The sequence below is a fragment of the Rhizobium sp. P1_B8 genome (genome assembly GCF_056406515.1).
In genome coordinates, this window is record NZ_JBFTZZ010000024.1 from 1 (window position 1) to 15,073 (window position 15,073).

The following is a 15,073-nucleotide window of genomic DNA, read 5'->3' on the forward strand; positions in this document are numbered from 1 at the left end:
CCAGTTCTACGGCCAAGCCGGCCGGTCGATCAGCTGGCCCGTTTCAGCCAACCCGAAGGGCCGGGCATCTTTCCGCCAGGATCAAAGGCGATCGGCTCGGACGTACCGGGAGGTATGCCCGTCGCCAATCGCCTCTGCCCTGACGAAAACCTGCTCCGGCAGAATGCTTCAATCTAACCCGGAAAGGCTCTAGGCCACTGCCAAACGCCTTATGGCCTCGCACACGGCACGGAAGCCGTCCCGCGCGCCATCGCTCATGTGGCGGGCGCGCAGCCACGCGTGCACCATCTGCGGCTCCTCCCGGAACCAGACTTCGACGCCCTCCGCGGTGAGCCGGGCGGCATAGTGCCGGCCGTCGTCCCGGAGCGGATCGAAATGCGCGACCGTGATGAAGGCCGGCGGCAGCCCGGCAAGCGAAGCTGCCTGCAGTGGTTCGGCAATCTCGTTGCCTGCTGGCGCCCGCAAGATCTCGCGATAATAGGCGACATCCGCTGTCGTCAATCCGGGGGCCGCGGCCATTTCGACATAGGAGCCTGCAGTAAGGTCACCGCCGAGCGCCGGATAGATCAGGACTTGGCCGACGACGCCTGACAGGCCCGCGTCGCGCGCGCGCAACGCAAGGCCCGCCGCAAGATTGGCCCCAGCGCTGTCGCCGATCAGCACGACCTTGCTGTTGGCGGAAAGCAGATGTTTCAACACGGTAAAGCCGTCATCCGTCTGTGCCGGCCAGCGATATTCTGGGGCTAGCCGGTAATCGACCGAAACAAGTTCTGCGCCGGCAAAATCAGCAATCTCGGCGCAGATGGCATGATGGCTCTCGAGCGAACCGACAACGAAGCCACCGCCATGAAGATAGAGCAGAATGGTGCGCGTGCTGATTTTCCGCGGACGGTAACGCCGGATCGGTATGCGCTGGAGCATGCCGTCCGCAAAGATCATCTCCGGGGGCAGCGGGCGATCGAAGCGTGCGCAGAGAGCGTCGTACCAATGTCGCTGCTGTTCGATCGATGCTTGAACGGCGTCTGGCGGATAGAAGGCATCGCAAATCGCGAGAAACTGCAGGATGCCCTTTTCGGTGGGGGCAGGTGGTTGAGCGGACATGGAGGTCCTTTCGCGATTTGGGACGTGACAGGTCATGTCCCTGGCCGACTCTGTCCTCATCATGCGCCTACGTGGCGTGAACAACCTGTCTGGTCGCGACCCGTGAATGTCGCGCCAACTCAAAATTCCCGATAATTTTTTGGCCATCGACCCAAGGAAAGCCATCCGAGAAACGTCTCAATCTGGAAATAGCATCTTGCTTGGCAGCATGGGGTAGGTGCGGAATTGGACGCGGAGCTCATAGAACGAGCGCAGGGCGGCGACCGGGAGGCCTTCGGGCAACTGGTCTCGCGCCATTATGATTTCGTCCATGCGACGGCGTGGCGTTGGTCGGGCAGTTCCACGCACGCCGACGACATTGCCCAGGAAGTCTGCGTCAAGCTCGGCGCGGCCATCCGCAGCTTTCGCGGCGCCAGCCGCTTCAGGACATGGCTCTACACTCTGACGCTCAACGCCGCCCGCGACCATAGACGCAAGCTTGCACGAGAGGCGCAGACATTCCGCGCTTACGCAGCCGAACCACCGCAGGATGCGCCGGGCGAAAATGACGACGAGATATCGAGCGAATTGTGGGCGGCCGTGCGCGCCTTGCCGGAGAGGCAATGCGACGCCGTGCTGCTCGTTTACGGCGAAGGTCTCAGCCATTCGGCTGCTGCCGATATCATGGGCTGCTCGGAGGCGACCGTGTCCTGGCAGGTCCATGAGGCGCGCAAGAGGCTGAAGGCCGTGCTTGGGAAGGAAGAGGTATGACCGTGGACAAGGAACTCGAAAAGCTCTCCCACTCCACACCGCCGGCAGCGACGCCGGAGGCGCGCGCGCGCGCGCTTACTGCTGCGATGCAGGCCTTCGACACCGCCGGAAATAATGCGCTGGCGCCCCAAGGAAATGCGAAAGGCTGGCGTCAAAGCTCCATCATCAACTGGATATGGAGCCCTGCCATGAACAAGAAATTCCTCGCCGGTTCAGCCCTTGCGACGCTGCTCGTCATTCCGGCCGCCGGTTATCTCGCGATCGAGCTGACCCGCAACGGATTGCCGATCGTCGACCAGACTGAGATCGCCGGCAACCTTTCGCGAGGTGAGGCGTCGAAACAACCGGTCGCGGTCGCGCCGCAAGCACCGGCCGAAAACGGTACCCTGGCTGAGCAATCTGTCGTTGACGCGCAAGCGCTGCAGGACAAGGAGACACCGGCCGTCGCGAAACCCGGCGCGGCGCGGATATCCGAATTCGACGCCAACAACATCGCCGCCCTCACGAACAAATCGGAGGGTTCCGCCACGGCACTTGGGGCCGCCAAACGCTCTGCGCCGGCCGCTCCCGGCATCGCCCCCCAGCAGCAATTGGCCGAACCGATGGCCGTCATCGCCCCCTCGCCTGCTCCGCCTGCGGAGGGGCGTGTCCAGATTCAGCTCGATCCCAATCGCGAGCGGTTTGCCAATGCCGCGGCAAATCCGATCAAGAGCGTCGCGACGGATCCGGTCTCGACCTTTTCCGCCGATGTCGACAGCGCGTCCTATGCCTTCGTCCGCCGGTCCCCGTGGAACCACGACACGGAATTGATGCATGTGGCGATCAAGGGCTATGACATCGCGCCGGCGACCACGCCGCATGCCAATCTGGTCTTCCTGATCGACGTGTCGGGTTCGATGGACGAGCCAGACAAGCTGCCGCTGCTCAAGAGCGCCTTCCGGCTCCTCGTCAACAGGCTGAAGGCCGACGATACCGTCTCGATCGTCACCTATGCAGGCAATGCCGGCACCGTGCTGACGCCGACACGCGTGGCGGAGAAATCGAAGATCCTGTCGGCGATCGACAAGCTGGAGCCCGGCGGCTCGACCGGCGGCGCCGAAGGCATCGAGGCGGCCTACGATCTTGCCAAACAGGGCTTCGTCAAGGACGGCGTCAACCGCGTGATGCTGGCGACGGACGGCGACTTCAATGTCGGCCCGTCGAGCGACGAGGATTTGAAGCGGATCATCGAGGAGAGACGCAGGGACGGCATCTTCCTCACTGTTCTCGGTTTTGGGCGGGGCAATCTCAACGATGCCCTGATGCAGACGCTGGCGCAGAACGGCAACGGCAGTGCTGCCTATATCGACACCCTGGCGGAGGCGCAAAAGACGCTAGTCGAAGAAGCCGGATCGACGCTGTTTCCGATCGCCAGCGACGTCAAGTTCCAGGTTGAGTTCAACCCGGAACGGATCGCCGAGTACCGCTTGATCGGCTACGAGACGCGGGCGCTGAAGCGCGAGGACTTTAACAATGACCGTGTCGATGCCGGCGATATCGGCTCCGGCCACAGCGTCACGGCGATTTACGAGATTACGCCGAAGGGAAGTCCCGCGGTCATGAATGACGACCTGCGTTATGGCGCCGCCGATAGGGCGCCGGCCGCGAACGCCGATACCGCGCATCAAGGCGAGCTTGCCTTCGTCAAGATGCGTTACAAGCGGCCGGGCGAGGACAAGAGCGCCCTCATCACCACGCCCGTCAACGACGGCAACGCCGTCGCCGCCGTCGATGCCGCGCCGCAGGATGTCCGGTTCTCGGTGGCCGTCGCCGCCTTCGGTCAGAAACTGAGCCGGATCGCCGCCGTCGATTCCTATTCTTACCAGGCGATCGCCGATCTCGCCGCGGCATCGCGGGGAACGGACACTTTCGGCTACAGGTCGGATTTCCTCAGCCTCGTTCGTTTGGCGGACGGCCTCGGCCAACGGTGAGGCAAGACGTAAAAACCGCGGCAAACGAGAGGCCGTCCCGGAAGGCGGCCTCTTTTCGGCGTTATCCGAGTCTCGATCCGTTGGCAGTCAGATAAACAGCGTAAAGAGAGGTGCTCGCGGTGATGAAGAGACGGTTCGATCTCTCTCCGCCGAAAGTGACGTTGGAGACGCCCTCGGGAATATGGATCTTGCCGAGCAGCGTTCCATCCGGATCATAGGCGTGGACACCATCGCCGGCGCTCGTCCATATCCTGCCTTTGCGGTCGACGCGAAAACCATCGAACAGACCTGAGGTGCATTCTGCGAAAACGCCGAGATCGGTCAGCCTGCCCTCATTCGAGACTGCGAGCTTTCTGATGTGGCGCGGACCGCCGGGCAGATGCGTTGCGCCGGTGTCTGCAACATAGAGCACCGTCTCATCCGGGGAAAAAGCCAGCCCGTTCGGCTTGACGAAATCGGACGTCACCTGATCGGTCGTGCCCGTTGCCGGATCATGCTGGTAGACGTGGCATCCGCCGATTTCCTCCTCGCCGTAGTCGCCCTCATAGTCGTGGAGGATGCCGTAGCTCGGATCGGTGAACCAGACGGTCCCATCGGACCTGACGGCGACGTCATTTGGAGAATTGAGCCGCTTGCCTGCAATTCGATCGGCCAGAACGGTGATCCTGCCGTCGAATTCGGTTCGCGTGACACGGCGCGTCAGATGCTCGCAGGTGATGAGCCGTCCCTGATTGTCGACAGTGTTGCCATTCGCGTTGTTGCTGGGCGAGCGGAATACCGATGTGTGCCCGCTGGTATCGTCGTAGCGCATCATCCGGTTGTTGGGGATGTCCGAGAAAACCAGATAGCGCCCGGCGGCAAACCAGGCCGGCCCCTCCAGCCAGCGGCCACCCGTCCAAAGCCGCTCGACGCGAACGTGACCGACGAAGCAGCTTTCAAAGCGCGGGTCGAGAACCTCAAAACCCGTACCGTCAATTTGCCCGAACATGATGCTCCTCCGTTTCCTCTAATTGTTATCGATATCATCTTGTCGCGTTTTGAGGGGTTCGTATAGACATCGATCTGCCGACCGCTGCGAAAAAACTTGGTTTTCAGACTTTGGAACGGTGCATTCCTGCAATAATATTGATTGTGCGATGATAGCGATAACTTTATCGTGTCTTGAATTGCCCAACTCGGAAGCTTTGTGAAAGCGGAGACCAGTGAAAAACGAGGATGAGCCGAAAGACAAGCGTCTCAAGCCGGGAGACGCTCAAAAGCTGACGATGGCGGAGGTCGCCAAATATGTCGGCGTCTCCGCCATGACCGTCTCGCGTGCCTTTCGCCAGGATGCGAGCGTTTCCGAGGAGACCCGCAAGCGCATCATGGAAGCCGTCGACGCGCTCGGCTATGTGCTCGATCTGTCGGCCGGCAGTCTTTCGTCGCGGCGGAGCGGTTTCATCGCCGCCCTGGTGCCTTCCATCAACAATTCGAATTTTTCCGACACCGCACGCGGCATTACCGATGCGCTGCAGAATACCGGCCTTCAACTCCTTCTCGGCTATACCGACTATTCGGCGGAGAAAGAGGAAGAGCTGATCGAGGCGATGCTGCGCCGCCGCCCTGAAGGCATCATCCTGACCGGTGGTTCGCACACGGCACGCGCGCGGCGCATGCTCGCAAAAGCCGGCATTCCCGTTGTCGAGACCTGGGAACTTCCGGAAAATCCGATCAATCAGGTCGTCGGCTTTTCCAACAGCGAGGCGATGGCCTTGCTGGTGCGGACGCTGGCCGGCCAGGGATATCGGAAGTTCGGCTATATCGGCGGAACGACGGCGCGCGATACGCGCGGCAGCCAGCGGCGAAGCGGTTTCCAGAAAACTGTCGAAGAACTCGGCCTGGGGCCGGGACGGATGATTTCCTTCGGCGTCCCGCCTATCACCATGGAACAAGGCGGCCAGGCAATCGTCAGCCTGCTGGAGCGCTGGCCTGATACAGAAGTGGTTCTCTGCGTCTCCGACCTTTCCGCCTTCGGCGCCATCATGGAATGCACGCGCCGGGGAATGAAGGTTCCGCGGGACATCGCCATTGCCGGTTTCGGCGATTACGAGATCTCGTCCATCTGCCATCCGCGCATCACCACCATCAATGTCGATTGTTATGGCATCGGCCGTCAGGCGGCCGCCCGCCTGCTGGATGCCCTCCATACCGGCAACTCGACCGGCGATGAGATCACATTGACCGGCTACAAGGTTGTCTTGCGCGAAAGCACGGATCGTAACGGCGCGCCGTCCGCTTAAGTACTGCAGCGCCGCGCGTCTTTTCACATGCGCGGCGCCGTAACACTTTGAAGGCAATTTTATCCCTACATCGATTCCGATCTAAGGAGTTATGCAGCCGGTCAAAAGGCGATCTGGACTTTCATGGATTTGCTGCGGTCGCCCGCCAGTTCGAAGGCGGCGACGGCCTCTTCGATCCCGAAAACACCTGTGAGCAGTGGATTTAGATCGACGCGGCGCGCGTTGATCAGCTCGACGGCGAGCGCAAATTCCTCGTGAAAACGGAATGTGCCGCGCATCTCGATTTCCTTCGCCACGATCATGTTCTGTGGAATGGAAACATCGCCGCCAAGGCCGAGCTGCACGAGAATGGCGCGGGGCTTAAGCGTCTCCAGGCCCGCACGCACCGCCCGCTCATTGCCTGACGCCTCGAACATGACATCGAAGTATCCCTTGTCAGCGCTGTAAGCCGCAAGGTCGGAAGCATGCGTGGCAACATTGATCGTTCGATCCGCGCCGCTGGTGCGGGCAATTGCCAGAACGCTGTCGGTCACGTCGGTCGCAACGATCTCGCGGGCGCCGAGAACGCGCGCCGCGACGATCGCCAACATCCCGATCGGGCCGCAACCCGTAACAAGGACCCGTTTGCCGAGCAGCGATCCGGCGCGGTTTGCCGCATGCAACGTCACCGCAAAGGGTTCGGCAAAGGCGGCCTCGTGAATGGAGATGCCATCGGCGACCTTGTGGCATTGCCAGCGCTCCGCCACCAGCCGCTGGCGAAAGCCACCCTGAATATGCGGCATCGGCATGGCACTGCCGTAAAACCGCATGTTGAGGCAGTGGTTTTGCTGCCCCTTCAGGCAATATTGGCAATGGTTGCACGGCCGGCTCGGGGAAACCGCGACACGGTCTCCCACGGCAAGATCGGTGACGCCGGAGCCCAGCGCCTTGACCGTGCCGGCGATCTCATGGCCGAGGATCATCGGTTCGCGCAGGCGAACGGTGCCGAAACCGCCGTGATTGTAATAATGCAGGTCGGAACCGCAGATGCCGCCGGCTTCGATGGCAATCTCCACCTGCCCGGCGCCCGCAACCTCCGGCTCGCGCTCTTCGATCCTCAGATCCTTGGCGGCATGAATGACGATGGCTTTCATATCGGGATCCTCACACGACGGGAGTTGGAAGCGGGCTGCCTGCAAAATGCGCAGCGAGATTGTCTCTGACCAGTTGGCCCATGGCCTTGCGGGTCTCGACAGTGCCAGAGCCGTGATGGGGCTGCAACACGACGTTTTGGAGGGTCAGGAAACGGGCATCGATCCTGGGTTCGTTCAGGAAGACATCAAGGCCAGCAGCCTGGATGGTGCGGTCTTGAAGGGCCGCGATCAGCGCCTCTTCGTCGACGGTCGTCCCGCGCGAAACATTGATCAAGATGCCGTTCGGACCGAGCGCTTTAAGCACCTCAGCATTGATGATTTTCATGGTCGCCTCCCCACCGGGGACGATGACGATCAGAAAGTCGGCCCAATCCGCAAGCGCGATCAGGTCGGGTTCATAGGCGTAAGCTACATCCGTGTGGTCATGGCGGGCGAAATAGGAGATGTCGCAGCCGAAAGCGGCAGCCCTCTTGGCGATCGCCTTGCCGATCCGCCCCATGCCGGCGATCCCCACTTTCTTGCCCGAGACGCGCGTCACCAGCGGCATGGCGACACTGCCCCACTGGCCGGAGCGGACCAAAACATCGGCCTGCGGGACCTGCCTCGCCGTGGCAAGCAGCAGTCCGATGGCGATATCGGCGACATCTTCGGTCAGCACATCAGGGGTATTCGTGACGCGAATGCCGTTGGCGCGGGCATAGGACAAGTCGATTGCGTCGGTGCCGACGCCGTAACAGGAGACGATTTCCAGTTTCGGCAATTGCGCCATCAGTTCTGCAGACGCTCCGAGTTCGCCTCGGGTCGCTATGGCGCGAATATCCTTGCCGACCCTGGAAATCAGCTCGTCCCGGTCTGCCGCTTCCCACAGGCGATGGACGCGGTAGTTCGCCTCCAGATCCACCATGTCCCATTCCGGATAAGCTCCAGCCATCAAGATTTCTACCTCAGGCATTCCGTTTCCATCCCGCATTTTGACAGTTGATTATGTTATCGATAACATATAATTCGGAAAAGGGATGTCAAGTGAGTTTCGCCGTCAGCGGCAGTTGAAGCCGTCGCCTGCGGGGAGACTGGAGGAGTGATTTACATGAAGAACTTGTTTGATCTTACCGGACGCCGTGCCCTGATCACCGGCTCCAGCCAGGGGATCGGCTATGCCCTGGCCGAAGGCCTGGCGCAGCATGGCGCCGAGGTGATCATCAACGGCCGCACACCCGAAAGCGTCAAACGCGCGGTCGAGAGCCTCAAGGATCAGGGCCTGTCTGCCCATGCGGCGATCTTCGACGTGACCAGCAAGGATGCTGCCAAAGAAGGCATAGACGCGATCGAAGCCGATATCGGGCCGCTCGACATCCTGATCAACAATGCCGGCATGCAGTTTCGCACGCCGCTGGAAGATTTTCCGGCGGACAAATGGGAGCTGCTGCTGACCACCAATATTTCGAGCGTGTTCTACGTCGGCCAGGCAGTGGCCAAACCCATGATCGCCCGCGGCCAGGGCAAGATCATCAACATCGCCTCCGTTCAAAGCGAACTGGCGCGCCCCGGCATTGCTCCCTACACCGCGACCAAGGGCGCGGTGCGCAATCTGACCCGCGGCATGTGCGCCGACTGGGCCAAGTACGGTCTGCAGATCAACGCGATTGCGCCGGGCTATTTCAAGACGCCGCTCAACCAGGCACTCGTCGACAATCCGGAGTTCTCGTCCTGGCTCGAGAAGCGGACGCCGGCCGGACGCTGGGGCAATGTTGAGGAACTGGTGGGTGCCGCTGTTTTCCTGTCAGGCCGCGGTTCGTCTTTCATCAACGGGCATACGCTGTATGTCGACGGCGGCATTACGACCTGCCTCTGATAGAGACGAGATGATGGATTTCGAGAAGAAGGCACCGCCTCTGGCTGTCGTCGTCATGGGCGTCAGCGGCTGCGGCAAATCCTCGGTCGGAGAACGCGTCGCTGCTCAAAACGGCATGGTGTTTGTGGAAGGCGACCAACTCCACCCCGCTGGAAATGTCGAGAAGATGGCGCAGGGCATACCGCTTACTGACGACGACCGCCTACCCTGGCTCGACCGGATCGGCGAGGAACTAAGGACCGCGCAAGAAACGTCGCAAGGATTGGTGATTTCCTGTTCGGCGCTGAAGAGAAGCTATCGGGACAGGTTGAGGCAGTCGGCGGGTGGGCGTCTGGCCTTTGTTTTCCTCGAAGGATCCCGCGACCTGTTGCTGTCGCGGATGCAGGCTCGCCGGGGCCATTTCATGCCGGCGTCGCTGCTCGACAGCCAGCTGCAGACGCTGGAGCCGCCGACCGGTGAAGCTGGTGTTGTGACGGTGGCGATCGATAATGCGTTGGATGATATTGTGGCGCTGGCTTGCAAGGGACTGAGCGGCATGGCCGTCAAGGGAGGAGATTATCATGCAGGATGACTACAGAGCAGATGTCGCCGTCATCGGTGCCGGCATCATGGGAACCGCGATCATCACCCGATTGATCGAAACCGGGCATAAGGTCTCCGTCTTCGACCTGGATACCGAAAAAGTCGCGGTTTTGGCGGCCAAGGGCGCACGCGCGGCCGGCTCCGTGGAGGAGGCGGTCTCACGGTCGGCGTTTTGTGTGCTGAGCCTCAATCACGCAAATATTGTTCGCGCTGTCGTCTTCGGCGAAAAGGGTGTTGCGGCGGCTGCAAATGCCGACAAGCTGCTGATCGACATGTCGTCGATCGACCCCGCCGAGACGGTTGAGATGGCGATGCGGCTGCGTCAGGAAACGGGCATGGCATGGGTGGATTGCCCGCTCTCCGGCGGCGTGCCAGGTGCGCTGAGCGGACGCCTGACGATTATGGCCGGCGGCAGCCCTGAGGATTTCGAACGGGCGCGCGTGGTGATGCGGCATCTTGCCGCCAATTACACGCTGATGGGTGTATCCGGCGCCGGGCAGACCACCAAGCTGATCAATCAGCTGTTTTGCGCCGTGCTGTTTCAGGCCGTCGCCGAGGCGGTCAAGCTCGCCGAAGCTGGCGGCGTCGATCCGGCCGCCATTCCGGCAGCCCTTGCGGGCGGCAGGGCGGACAGCCGGATAATGCAGGAATTCATGGCGAAATTCGCCGCCCGGGATTTCTCGCCGACAGGCAGAATCGACAACATGTTGAAGGACCTGGATTCACTTCAGGCCTTCGCGCTGAAGACCAAGACGCCATTGCCGATGACCGGCTCCGTGGTCGAAATTCACCGCCTGCTCTGCGCTGCCGGCCTCGGGCCGAAGGACTCCGCCGAGATGATGCGTCTTCTCGACGGATTTCAGGCCGGCTGACGTCAATCTCGCTGAGAAATTCGAGATCGTCATCTTTCCGCTTGACCATCCATAAATGTTATCGATAACATACGATCAATGACAACCGCAGCTTTGGGAGGAGCCTCAGTGGAAGCCAAGAGACTGCTGGAGTTCCAGTCGATCACCAAGAGCTTCGGCGGCACGCAAGCGCTGCGGGACGTCTCGATCGATCTGCGCGAGGGCGAAATCCTCGCGCTGCTGGGGGAAAACGGCGCCGGCAAATCGACACTCATCAAGACGCTTGCGGGCATCTACAAGCCCGATAGCGGCGACATCCTGTTTCGCGGTCAGAGCTACCATCATCGCCCCCCGAAGCCGAACGAGCGACAGCCGGTTGCCTTCATCCACCAGGATCTCGGTTTGATCGAGTGGATGACGGTCGGCGAGAACATGGGCCTGTCGCAGGGTTTCTCGATGCGTCGCGGCCTGATCGACTGGAACAGGACGCAGGCGCGTGCCAAGGAAGCGTTGAAACTGGTCGGCTGCGATTTCGATCCCACCACGCGGGTCTCGGCGCTGTCGCGCACCGAAAAATCGCTTGTCGCCATCGCCCGTGCACTTGCCGTCGAAGCCGACGTGCTGGTGCTCGACGAGCCGACGGCGAGCCTTCCCGCCGATGAAGTCGATCGGCTGTTCAACGCGATCCGCCCCTTAAAGGATCGCGGCGTCGGCATGATCTACGTCTCCCACAGGCTGGACGAGATTTTCCGGATTGCCGATCGGGTCGCCGTTCTGCGCGACGGATGCATGGTGGGACAGAAGCCCGTCAGCGCGACGACCCCCGACGAGCTGGTGACGATGATCATCGGCCGCAGCGGTGACAGCCTCTTTTCCAAGACCCAGATCACGCCCGGCAAGGCAATCGTCAAGGTTCGCGATCTCGTTTGCGCCGGCACAGGCCCGATATCGTTCGATATCCGCGAGGGCGAGCTTCTGGGCTTGGCTGGATTGCGCGGCGCCGGTCAGGAACGGATCGGCCGCGCCCTGTTCGGTTGCGAGCCCTTCAACGGCTCGGTTCTGCTGCATGACGAGGCCCCCGACCTTTCCAGTCCGCGGCGGGCCATGGCGTCGGGCATCGGCTTGATTGCTCGTGACCGGACGGAGGAATCAGTGGCGCTCTCGCTTTCCATTCGGGAAAATACCTATCTCAATCCGGGAGCCGTCGGACGTGGGCTTTTGTCCTTCCTGTCGCCGCGCGGCGAAGCCGATCTTGCCCATAAGATCGGCCATTCCGTCGGCCTGCGGCCGAACGATCCGGATCTGCCGGTGGAGGCCCTGTCGGGCGGCAATCAGCAGAAAGTGGTCGTCGGCCGCTGGCTGGCGACCGGCCGCAAGCTGTTGGTCGCAGAAGATCCGACCGCCGGCGTCGATATCGGAGCGCGCGCGGAGATCTACCGTCTGATCACCCAGGCGCTCGAGGCCGGTCTCGCGGTTGTCGTGGTGTCGACGGACTTCGAGGAAATCGCCCATATCTGCCACCGCGCGCTGGTTTTCTCGCGCGGCAAAATCGTCAGCGAACTGACTGGAAGCGCTCTGACGACGGAGGCGGTCATCACGGCCGCCTCCGCGTCGGAAGCCGCTTGAGCCATCGGGAGAACAGCCATGCAATCCATTGAATCCACGGCTCTGGAGCCGACCAAGAGCGAAATGGCCGGTCTGTCCACCGGACAGAAGATCGGGCGCCTGATCCCGGTTTACGGTTTGGTGATCCTGACCGTCGGTCTGATCGTGATCTTCTCGATCCTTCTGCCCGATACGTTCCCGACCGTGTTGAACGTCCGCTCGATTGTATCAGACAAGGCAATCATTGCGCTTCTGTCGCTGGCTGCGATGATCCCGATGGCATCCGGTCGCATTGATCTGACCGTCGGCTATGGCATCGTGCTCTGGCACATCCTCGCCATCAGCCTGCAAACGGCCTACGGCCTGCCCTGGCCGGTCGCGGTTGTCATCGTCCTCGCCCTCGGCGTCCTGACCGGCTTCATCAACGGGCTGCTGGTCGAAGTCGCAAAGATCGACAGTTTCATCGCAACACTCGGCACCGGAACGGTTCTCTACGCGCTTGCCCTCTGGCACACCGGCGGGCGGCAGGTGGTCGGCGTCCTGCCGGAGGGATTCTATGCGCTGAACGGCACCATGCTGTTCGGCCTGCCGATCACCGGCTTCTACGTGCTGCTGATTGCGATCTGCATGTGGATCGTGCTCGAATACCTGCCGATCGGCCGCTACCTCTACGCCATCGGCGCCAATCCCAAGGCGGCCGCCCTCAATGGTATTCCGGTCCGTAAATTCGTGATCGGCGCCTTCGTCACTTCGGGTCTGCTTGCGGCCCTGACCGGGGTTCTTCTCGCCTCGAAGCTGCGGATCGGCCAGGCGAGCGTCGGCCTCGAATATCTCCTGCCGGCGCTTGTCGGCGCGTTCCTCGGATCGACGACGATCAAGCCCGGACGGGTGAACGTCTGGGGCACCTTGATCGGCGTCATCATCCTGGCGGTCGGAATATCAGGAATTCAGCAATTCGGCGGGTCGTTCTTCGTCGAACCGCTGTTCAACGGTGTGACCCTGCTGATTGCCATCGGCATAGCAGGTTACGCCCAGCGCAAGCGCGGAGCTGTGAGGAGGATCACACCCGCATCCAAATGAGGATGCCGGCTCATCCCGGCATTTCATAACAAACAAAATGGAGGAGTGAACATGAAGCGCAGAACGTTATTGCAGGCAACGGTCGCAACCGTCGCCGTTATGTTGAGCATGCCGGCATTCGCCGATTCCATGACCGATGCCAAGGCTGTGGTCGAAAAGTATGCTTCCAAGGTGAGCGCCTGGGATGGCCCGACGAGCGGCCCCAAGGGCGCTGCCGGAAAGAACATCGTCATACTTGCGGGCGATATGAAAAACGGTGGCATCCTCGGCGTGGTCAATGGCGTGCAGGAAGCGGCAGGCGCGCTCGGCTGGACGGTGAAGGCGCTTGACGGCGCCGGTTCAATCGGCGGACGGACCGCGGCGTTCGGCCAGGCCATGGCGCTAAAGCCGGATGGCATCATCATCAACGGCTTTGACGCGGTCGAACAGAAGCCGGCGATGGAAGCAGCCAAGGCTGCCGGCATTCCAATGGTTTCCTGGCACGCCGCCTCGGCCGTCGGTCCGGTTCCCGAGGTCGGTGTCTTCGCAAATGTGACCACCGATGCGATGGAAGTGTCGAAGTCCGCGGCGGACTGGGCTTTTGCCGATGCCGGCGGCAAGCCGGGTGTCATCATCTTCACCGACTCCACCTATGCGATCGCGATCGCCAAGGCCGATCGCATGAAGAAGGAGATCGAGGATCTTGGCGGCACGGTGCTCGAATATGTCGACACGCCGATTGCCGAAACCTCTCAACGCATGCCACAGCTCACCACGTCGCTTCTGCAGAAGTATGGCGCGAAGTGGACGCATTCCCTGGCGATCAACGACCTCTATTACGACTTCATGGGACCTTCGCTCGCCTCGGCCGGCATTGCAGGCGACGGAAAGCCGGTGAACGTCGCAGCCGGCGACGGTTCGGAAAGCGCCTATCAGCGTATCCGCGCCAAGCAGTTCCAGGCCGTCACGGTCGCCGAGCCGCTCAACCTCCAGGGCTGGCAGCTCGTCGACGAATTGAACCGCGCCTTTGCAGGCGCTCCATGGTCCGGCTATGTGTCGCCGCTCCATGTGGTGACCAGCCAAAACGTCGAGTTTGACGGTGGACCGAAGAACAGCTTCGATCCCGACAACGGCTATCGCGATCAATACAAGAAAATCTGGGGCAAATAACCCTCCCAATCAGGGCGTATCGACCGATACGCCCTGATATTCCGACAACACACCACCATCGATCCAGCTCCGGCGAGTTTTGGAAAAGAGAACCTATGATCATTCGTTATGCTTTGTTTGAAGGCGAAATCCATTCCGGGCGGGAAGAAGAATTCCGCGAATTCGTGCGGCAGCGGCTCGTCCCTCTCTGGACGAAATTTCCGGGCGCCGAGGAAATACGAGTGCTGGATGGGATGGAGCGCGACGAGGGCGCCCCGGTCTACGCCATGGCCTTGGCCATTCGCTACCCCGATATGGATGCGGTGAAGGCGGCACTTCTCTCCGATGTGCGGTCCGAGAGCCGCGAAGTCACCGGCGAACTCCTGCAACTCTTCACCGGCAAGGTGCATCACCACGTATTCTCGGCCAATGAATACGCACCACATATTGCCTGACATCAGGCGAGCCTGACGTTCCGACGGTTCGGGCGCCTGAAAGGTGGTTGAACAAAGACCCGTAAAGCGCCCGCGGACGACGGTCCCAGGCGCTTTTTTCACGCCTGCTAACGCCGATCATCCTGCGAAGGCGCCGGATGCGATCGTTCCGGTTGCTCGACTTTTGGGGACAATTTTCCACCAGCGGCGCTTTTATTAAACTAAATAGTCTATCGATTTAGTAGATTATCCGCCATCTTACCGTGCATCGTTCCTGCAAACAACAATCCGAAACGGGAAGATCGACG

At 61.2% G+C, this 15,073-nt stretch carries 14 protein-coding genes; 10 read left to right on the top strand and 4 right to left on the bottom strand.

All coding sequences use genetic code 11. The annotated features are described in order from the left end of the window. Positions 1-189 precede the first annotated feature (189 nt). Positions 190-1,101 (bottom strand): alpha/beta hydrolase, encoded by a 912-nt coding sequence (locus AC1D2N_RS25055; protein ID WP_018246832.1) that lies wholly within the window; start codon positions 1,099-1,101, stop codon positions 190-192. A 225-nt stretch (positions 1,102-1,326) separates the two neighbouring features. On the opposite strand from AC1D2N_RS25055, the gene AC1D2N_RS25060 reads away from it, so the two are divergent. Together AC1D2N_RS25060 and AC1D2N_RS25065 are read left to right on the top strand one after the other, a co-directional pair. Further along, positions 1,327-1,851, top strand: a complete 525-nt coding sequence (locus AC1D2N_RS25060) for an RNA polymerase sigma factor (protein WP_130653981.1) — start codon at positions 1,327-1,329, stop codon at positions 1,849-1,851. Continuing rightward, positions 1,848-3,821, top strand: a complete 1,974-nt coding sequence (locus tag AC1D2N_RS25065; protein WP_477982223.1) for a vWA domain-containing protein — start codon at positions 1,848-1,850, stop codon at positions 3,819-3,821. Before AC1D2N_RS25060 ends, AC1D2N_RS25065 begins: the two co-directional genes overlap by 4 nt. A gap of 61 nt (positions 3,822-3,882) precedes the next feature. Here the strand turns inward: AC1D2N_RS25065 and AC1D2N_RS25070 are convergent, their stop codons facing one another. Next, on the bottom strand, positions 3,883-4,809 hold the full coding sequence (locus AC1D2N_RS25070; RefSeq protein WP_130653979.1) for an SMP-30/gluconolactonase/LRE family protein: 927 nt from the start codon (positions 4,807-4,809) through the stop codon (positions 3,883-3,885). Between the two features lie 214 nt (positions 4,810-5,023). On the opposite strand from AC1D2N_RS25070, the gene AC1D2N_RS25075 reads away from it, so the two are divergent. Continuing rightward, positions 5,024-6,100, top strand: coding sequence for a LacI family DNA-binding transcriptional regulator (locus AC1D2N_RS25075; RefSeq protein ID WP_130653978.1), 1,077 nt, complete (start codon positions 5,024-5,026; stop codon positions 6,098-6,100). Between the two features lie 101 nt (positions 6,101-6,201). On the opposite strand, the gene AC1D2N_RS25080 is transcribed toward AC1D2N_RS25075, so the two are convergent. After that, the gene (locus AC1D2N_RS25080; RefSeq protein WP_130653977.1) at positions 6,202-7,233 is read right to left on the bottom strand and encodes an L-idonate 5-dehydrogenase; all 1,032 of its coding nucleotides are present in this window, start codon (positions 7,231-7,233) and stop codon (positions 6,202-6,204) included. Between the two features lie 10 nt (positions 7,234-7,243). Beyond that, positions 7,244-8,185 carry a 2-hydroxyacid dehydrogenase gene (locus AC1D2N_RS25085; RefSeq protein ID WP_130653976.1) on the bottom strand — a complete coding sequence of 314 codons (942 nt, stop codon included), beginning with the start codon at positions 8,183-8,185 and terminating at the stop codon, positions 7,244-7,246. Between the two features lie 135 nt (positions 8,186-8,320). Here AC1D2N_RS25085 and AC1D2N_RS25090 point away from each other — a divergent pair, with 135 nt between their 5' ends. The 7 genes from AC1D2N_RS25090 to AC1D2N_RS25120 all read left to right on the top strand — a co-directional run bounded on the left by AC1D2N_RS25090 (position 8,321) and on the right by AC1D2N_RS25120 (position 14,786). After that, entirely contained in the window at positions 8,321-9,085 is a 765-nt protein-coding gene (locus AC1D2N_RS25090) for an SDR family oxidoreductase (protein ID WP_130653975.1), read from the top strand. A 13-nt stretch (positions 9,086-9,098) separates the two neighbouring features. Continuing rightward, positions 9,099-9,656 carry a gluconokinase gene (locus AC1D2N_RS25095; protein ID WP_130654229.1) on the top strand — a complete coding sequence of 186 codons (558 nt, stop codon included), beginning with the start codon at positions 9,099-9,101 and terminating at the stop codon, positions 9,654-9,656. Continuing rightward, a complete protein-coding gene (locus AC1D2N_RS25100; protein WP_130653974.1) occupies positions 9,646-10,539 on the top strand; it encodes an NAD(P)-dependent oxidoreductase in 894 nt (297 codons plus the stop codon). Before AC1D2N_RS25095 ends, AC1D2N_RS25100 begins: the two co-directional genes overlap by 11 nt. 108 nt (positions 10,540-10,647) lie before the next feature. Next, positions 10,648-12,144, top strand: a complete 1,497-nt coding sequence (locus AC1D2N_RS25105) for a sugar ABC transporter ATP-binding protein (RefSeq protein ID WP_130653973.1) — start codon at positions 10,648-10,650, stop codon at positions 12,142-12,144. A gap of 18 nt (positions 12,145-12,162) precedes the next feature. Beyond that, a complete protein-coding gene (locus tag AC1D2N_RS25110) occupies positions 12,163-13,203 on the top strand; it encodes an ABC transporter permease (protein ID WP_018449098.1) in 1,041 nt (346 codons plus the stop codon). A gap of 51 nt (positions 13,204-13,254) precedes the next feature. Then, a complete protein-coding gene (locus tag AC1D2N_RS25115; protein WP_018246844.1) occupies positions 13,255-14,352 on the top strand; it encodes an ABC transporter substrate-binding protein in 1,098 nt (365 codons plus the stop codon). Between the two features lie 95 nt (positions 14,353-14,447). Continuing rightward, positions 14,448-14,786, top strand: coding sequence for a hypothetical protein (locus AC1D2N_RS25120; RefSeq protein ID WP_130653972.1), 339 nt, complete (start codon positions 14,448-14,450; stop codon positions 14,784-14,786). The last annotated feature ends 287 nt before the right edge of the window (positions 14,787-15,073 follow it).

Bases quoted from the DNA above. Each gene is read 5' to 3' on its own strand.
- AC1D2N_RS25065 (WP_477982223.1), top strand. From the start codon at position 1,848: ATGACCGTGGACAAGGAACTCGAAAAGCTCTCCCACTCCACACCGCCG.
- AC1D2N_RS25070 (WP_130653979.1), bottom strand. From the start codon at position 4,809: ATGTTCGGGCAAATTGACGGTACGGGTTTTGAGGTTCTCGACCCGCGC.
- AC1D2N_RS25110 (WP_018449098.1), top strand. From the start codon at position 12,163: ATGCAATCCATTGAATCCACGGCTCTGGAGCCGACCAAGAGCGAAATG.
- AC1D2N_RS25115 (WP_018246844.1), top strand. From the start codon at position 13,255: ATGAAGCGCAGAACGTTATTGCAGGCAACGGTCGCAACCGTCGCCGTT.
- AC1D2N_RS25080 (WP_130653977.1), bottom strand. From the start codon at position 7,233: ATGAAAGCCATCGTCATTCATGCCGCCAAGGATCTGAGGATCGAAGAG.
- AC1D2N_RS25090 (WP_130653975.1), top strand. From the start codon at position 8,321: ATGAAGAACTTGTTTGATCTTACCGGACGCCGTGCCCTGATCACCGGC.
- AC1D2N_RS25095 (WP_130654229.1), top strand. From the start codon at position 9,099: ATGGATTTCGAGAAGAAGGCACCGCCTCTGGCTGTCGTCGTCATGGGC.
- AC1D2N_RS25055 (WP_018246832.1), bottom strand. From the start codon at position 1,101: ATGTCCGCTCAACCACCTGCCCCCACCGAAAAGGGCATCCTGCAGTTT.
- AC1D2N_RS25120 (WP_130653972.1), top strand. From the start codon at position 14,448: ATGATCATTCGTTATGCTTTGTTTGAAGGCGAAATCCATTCCGGGCGG.
- AC1D2N_RS25100 (WP_130653974.1), top strand. From the start codon at position 9,646: ATGCAGGATGACTACAGAGCAGATGTCGCCGTCATCGGTGCCGGCATC.
- AC1D2N_RS25085 (WP_130653976.1), bottom strand. From the start codon at position 8,185: ATGCCTGAGGTAGAAATCTTGATGGCTGGAGCTTATCCGGAATGGGAC.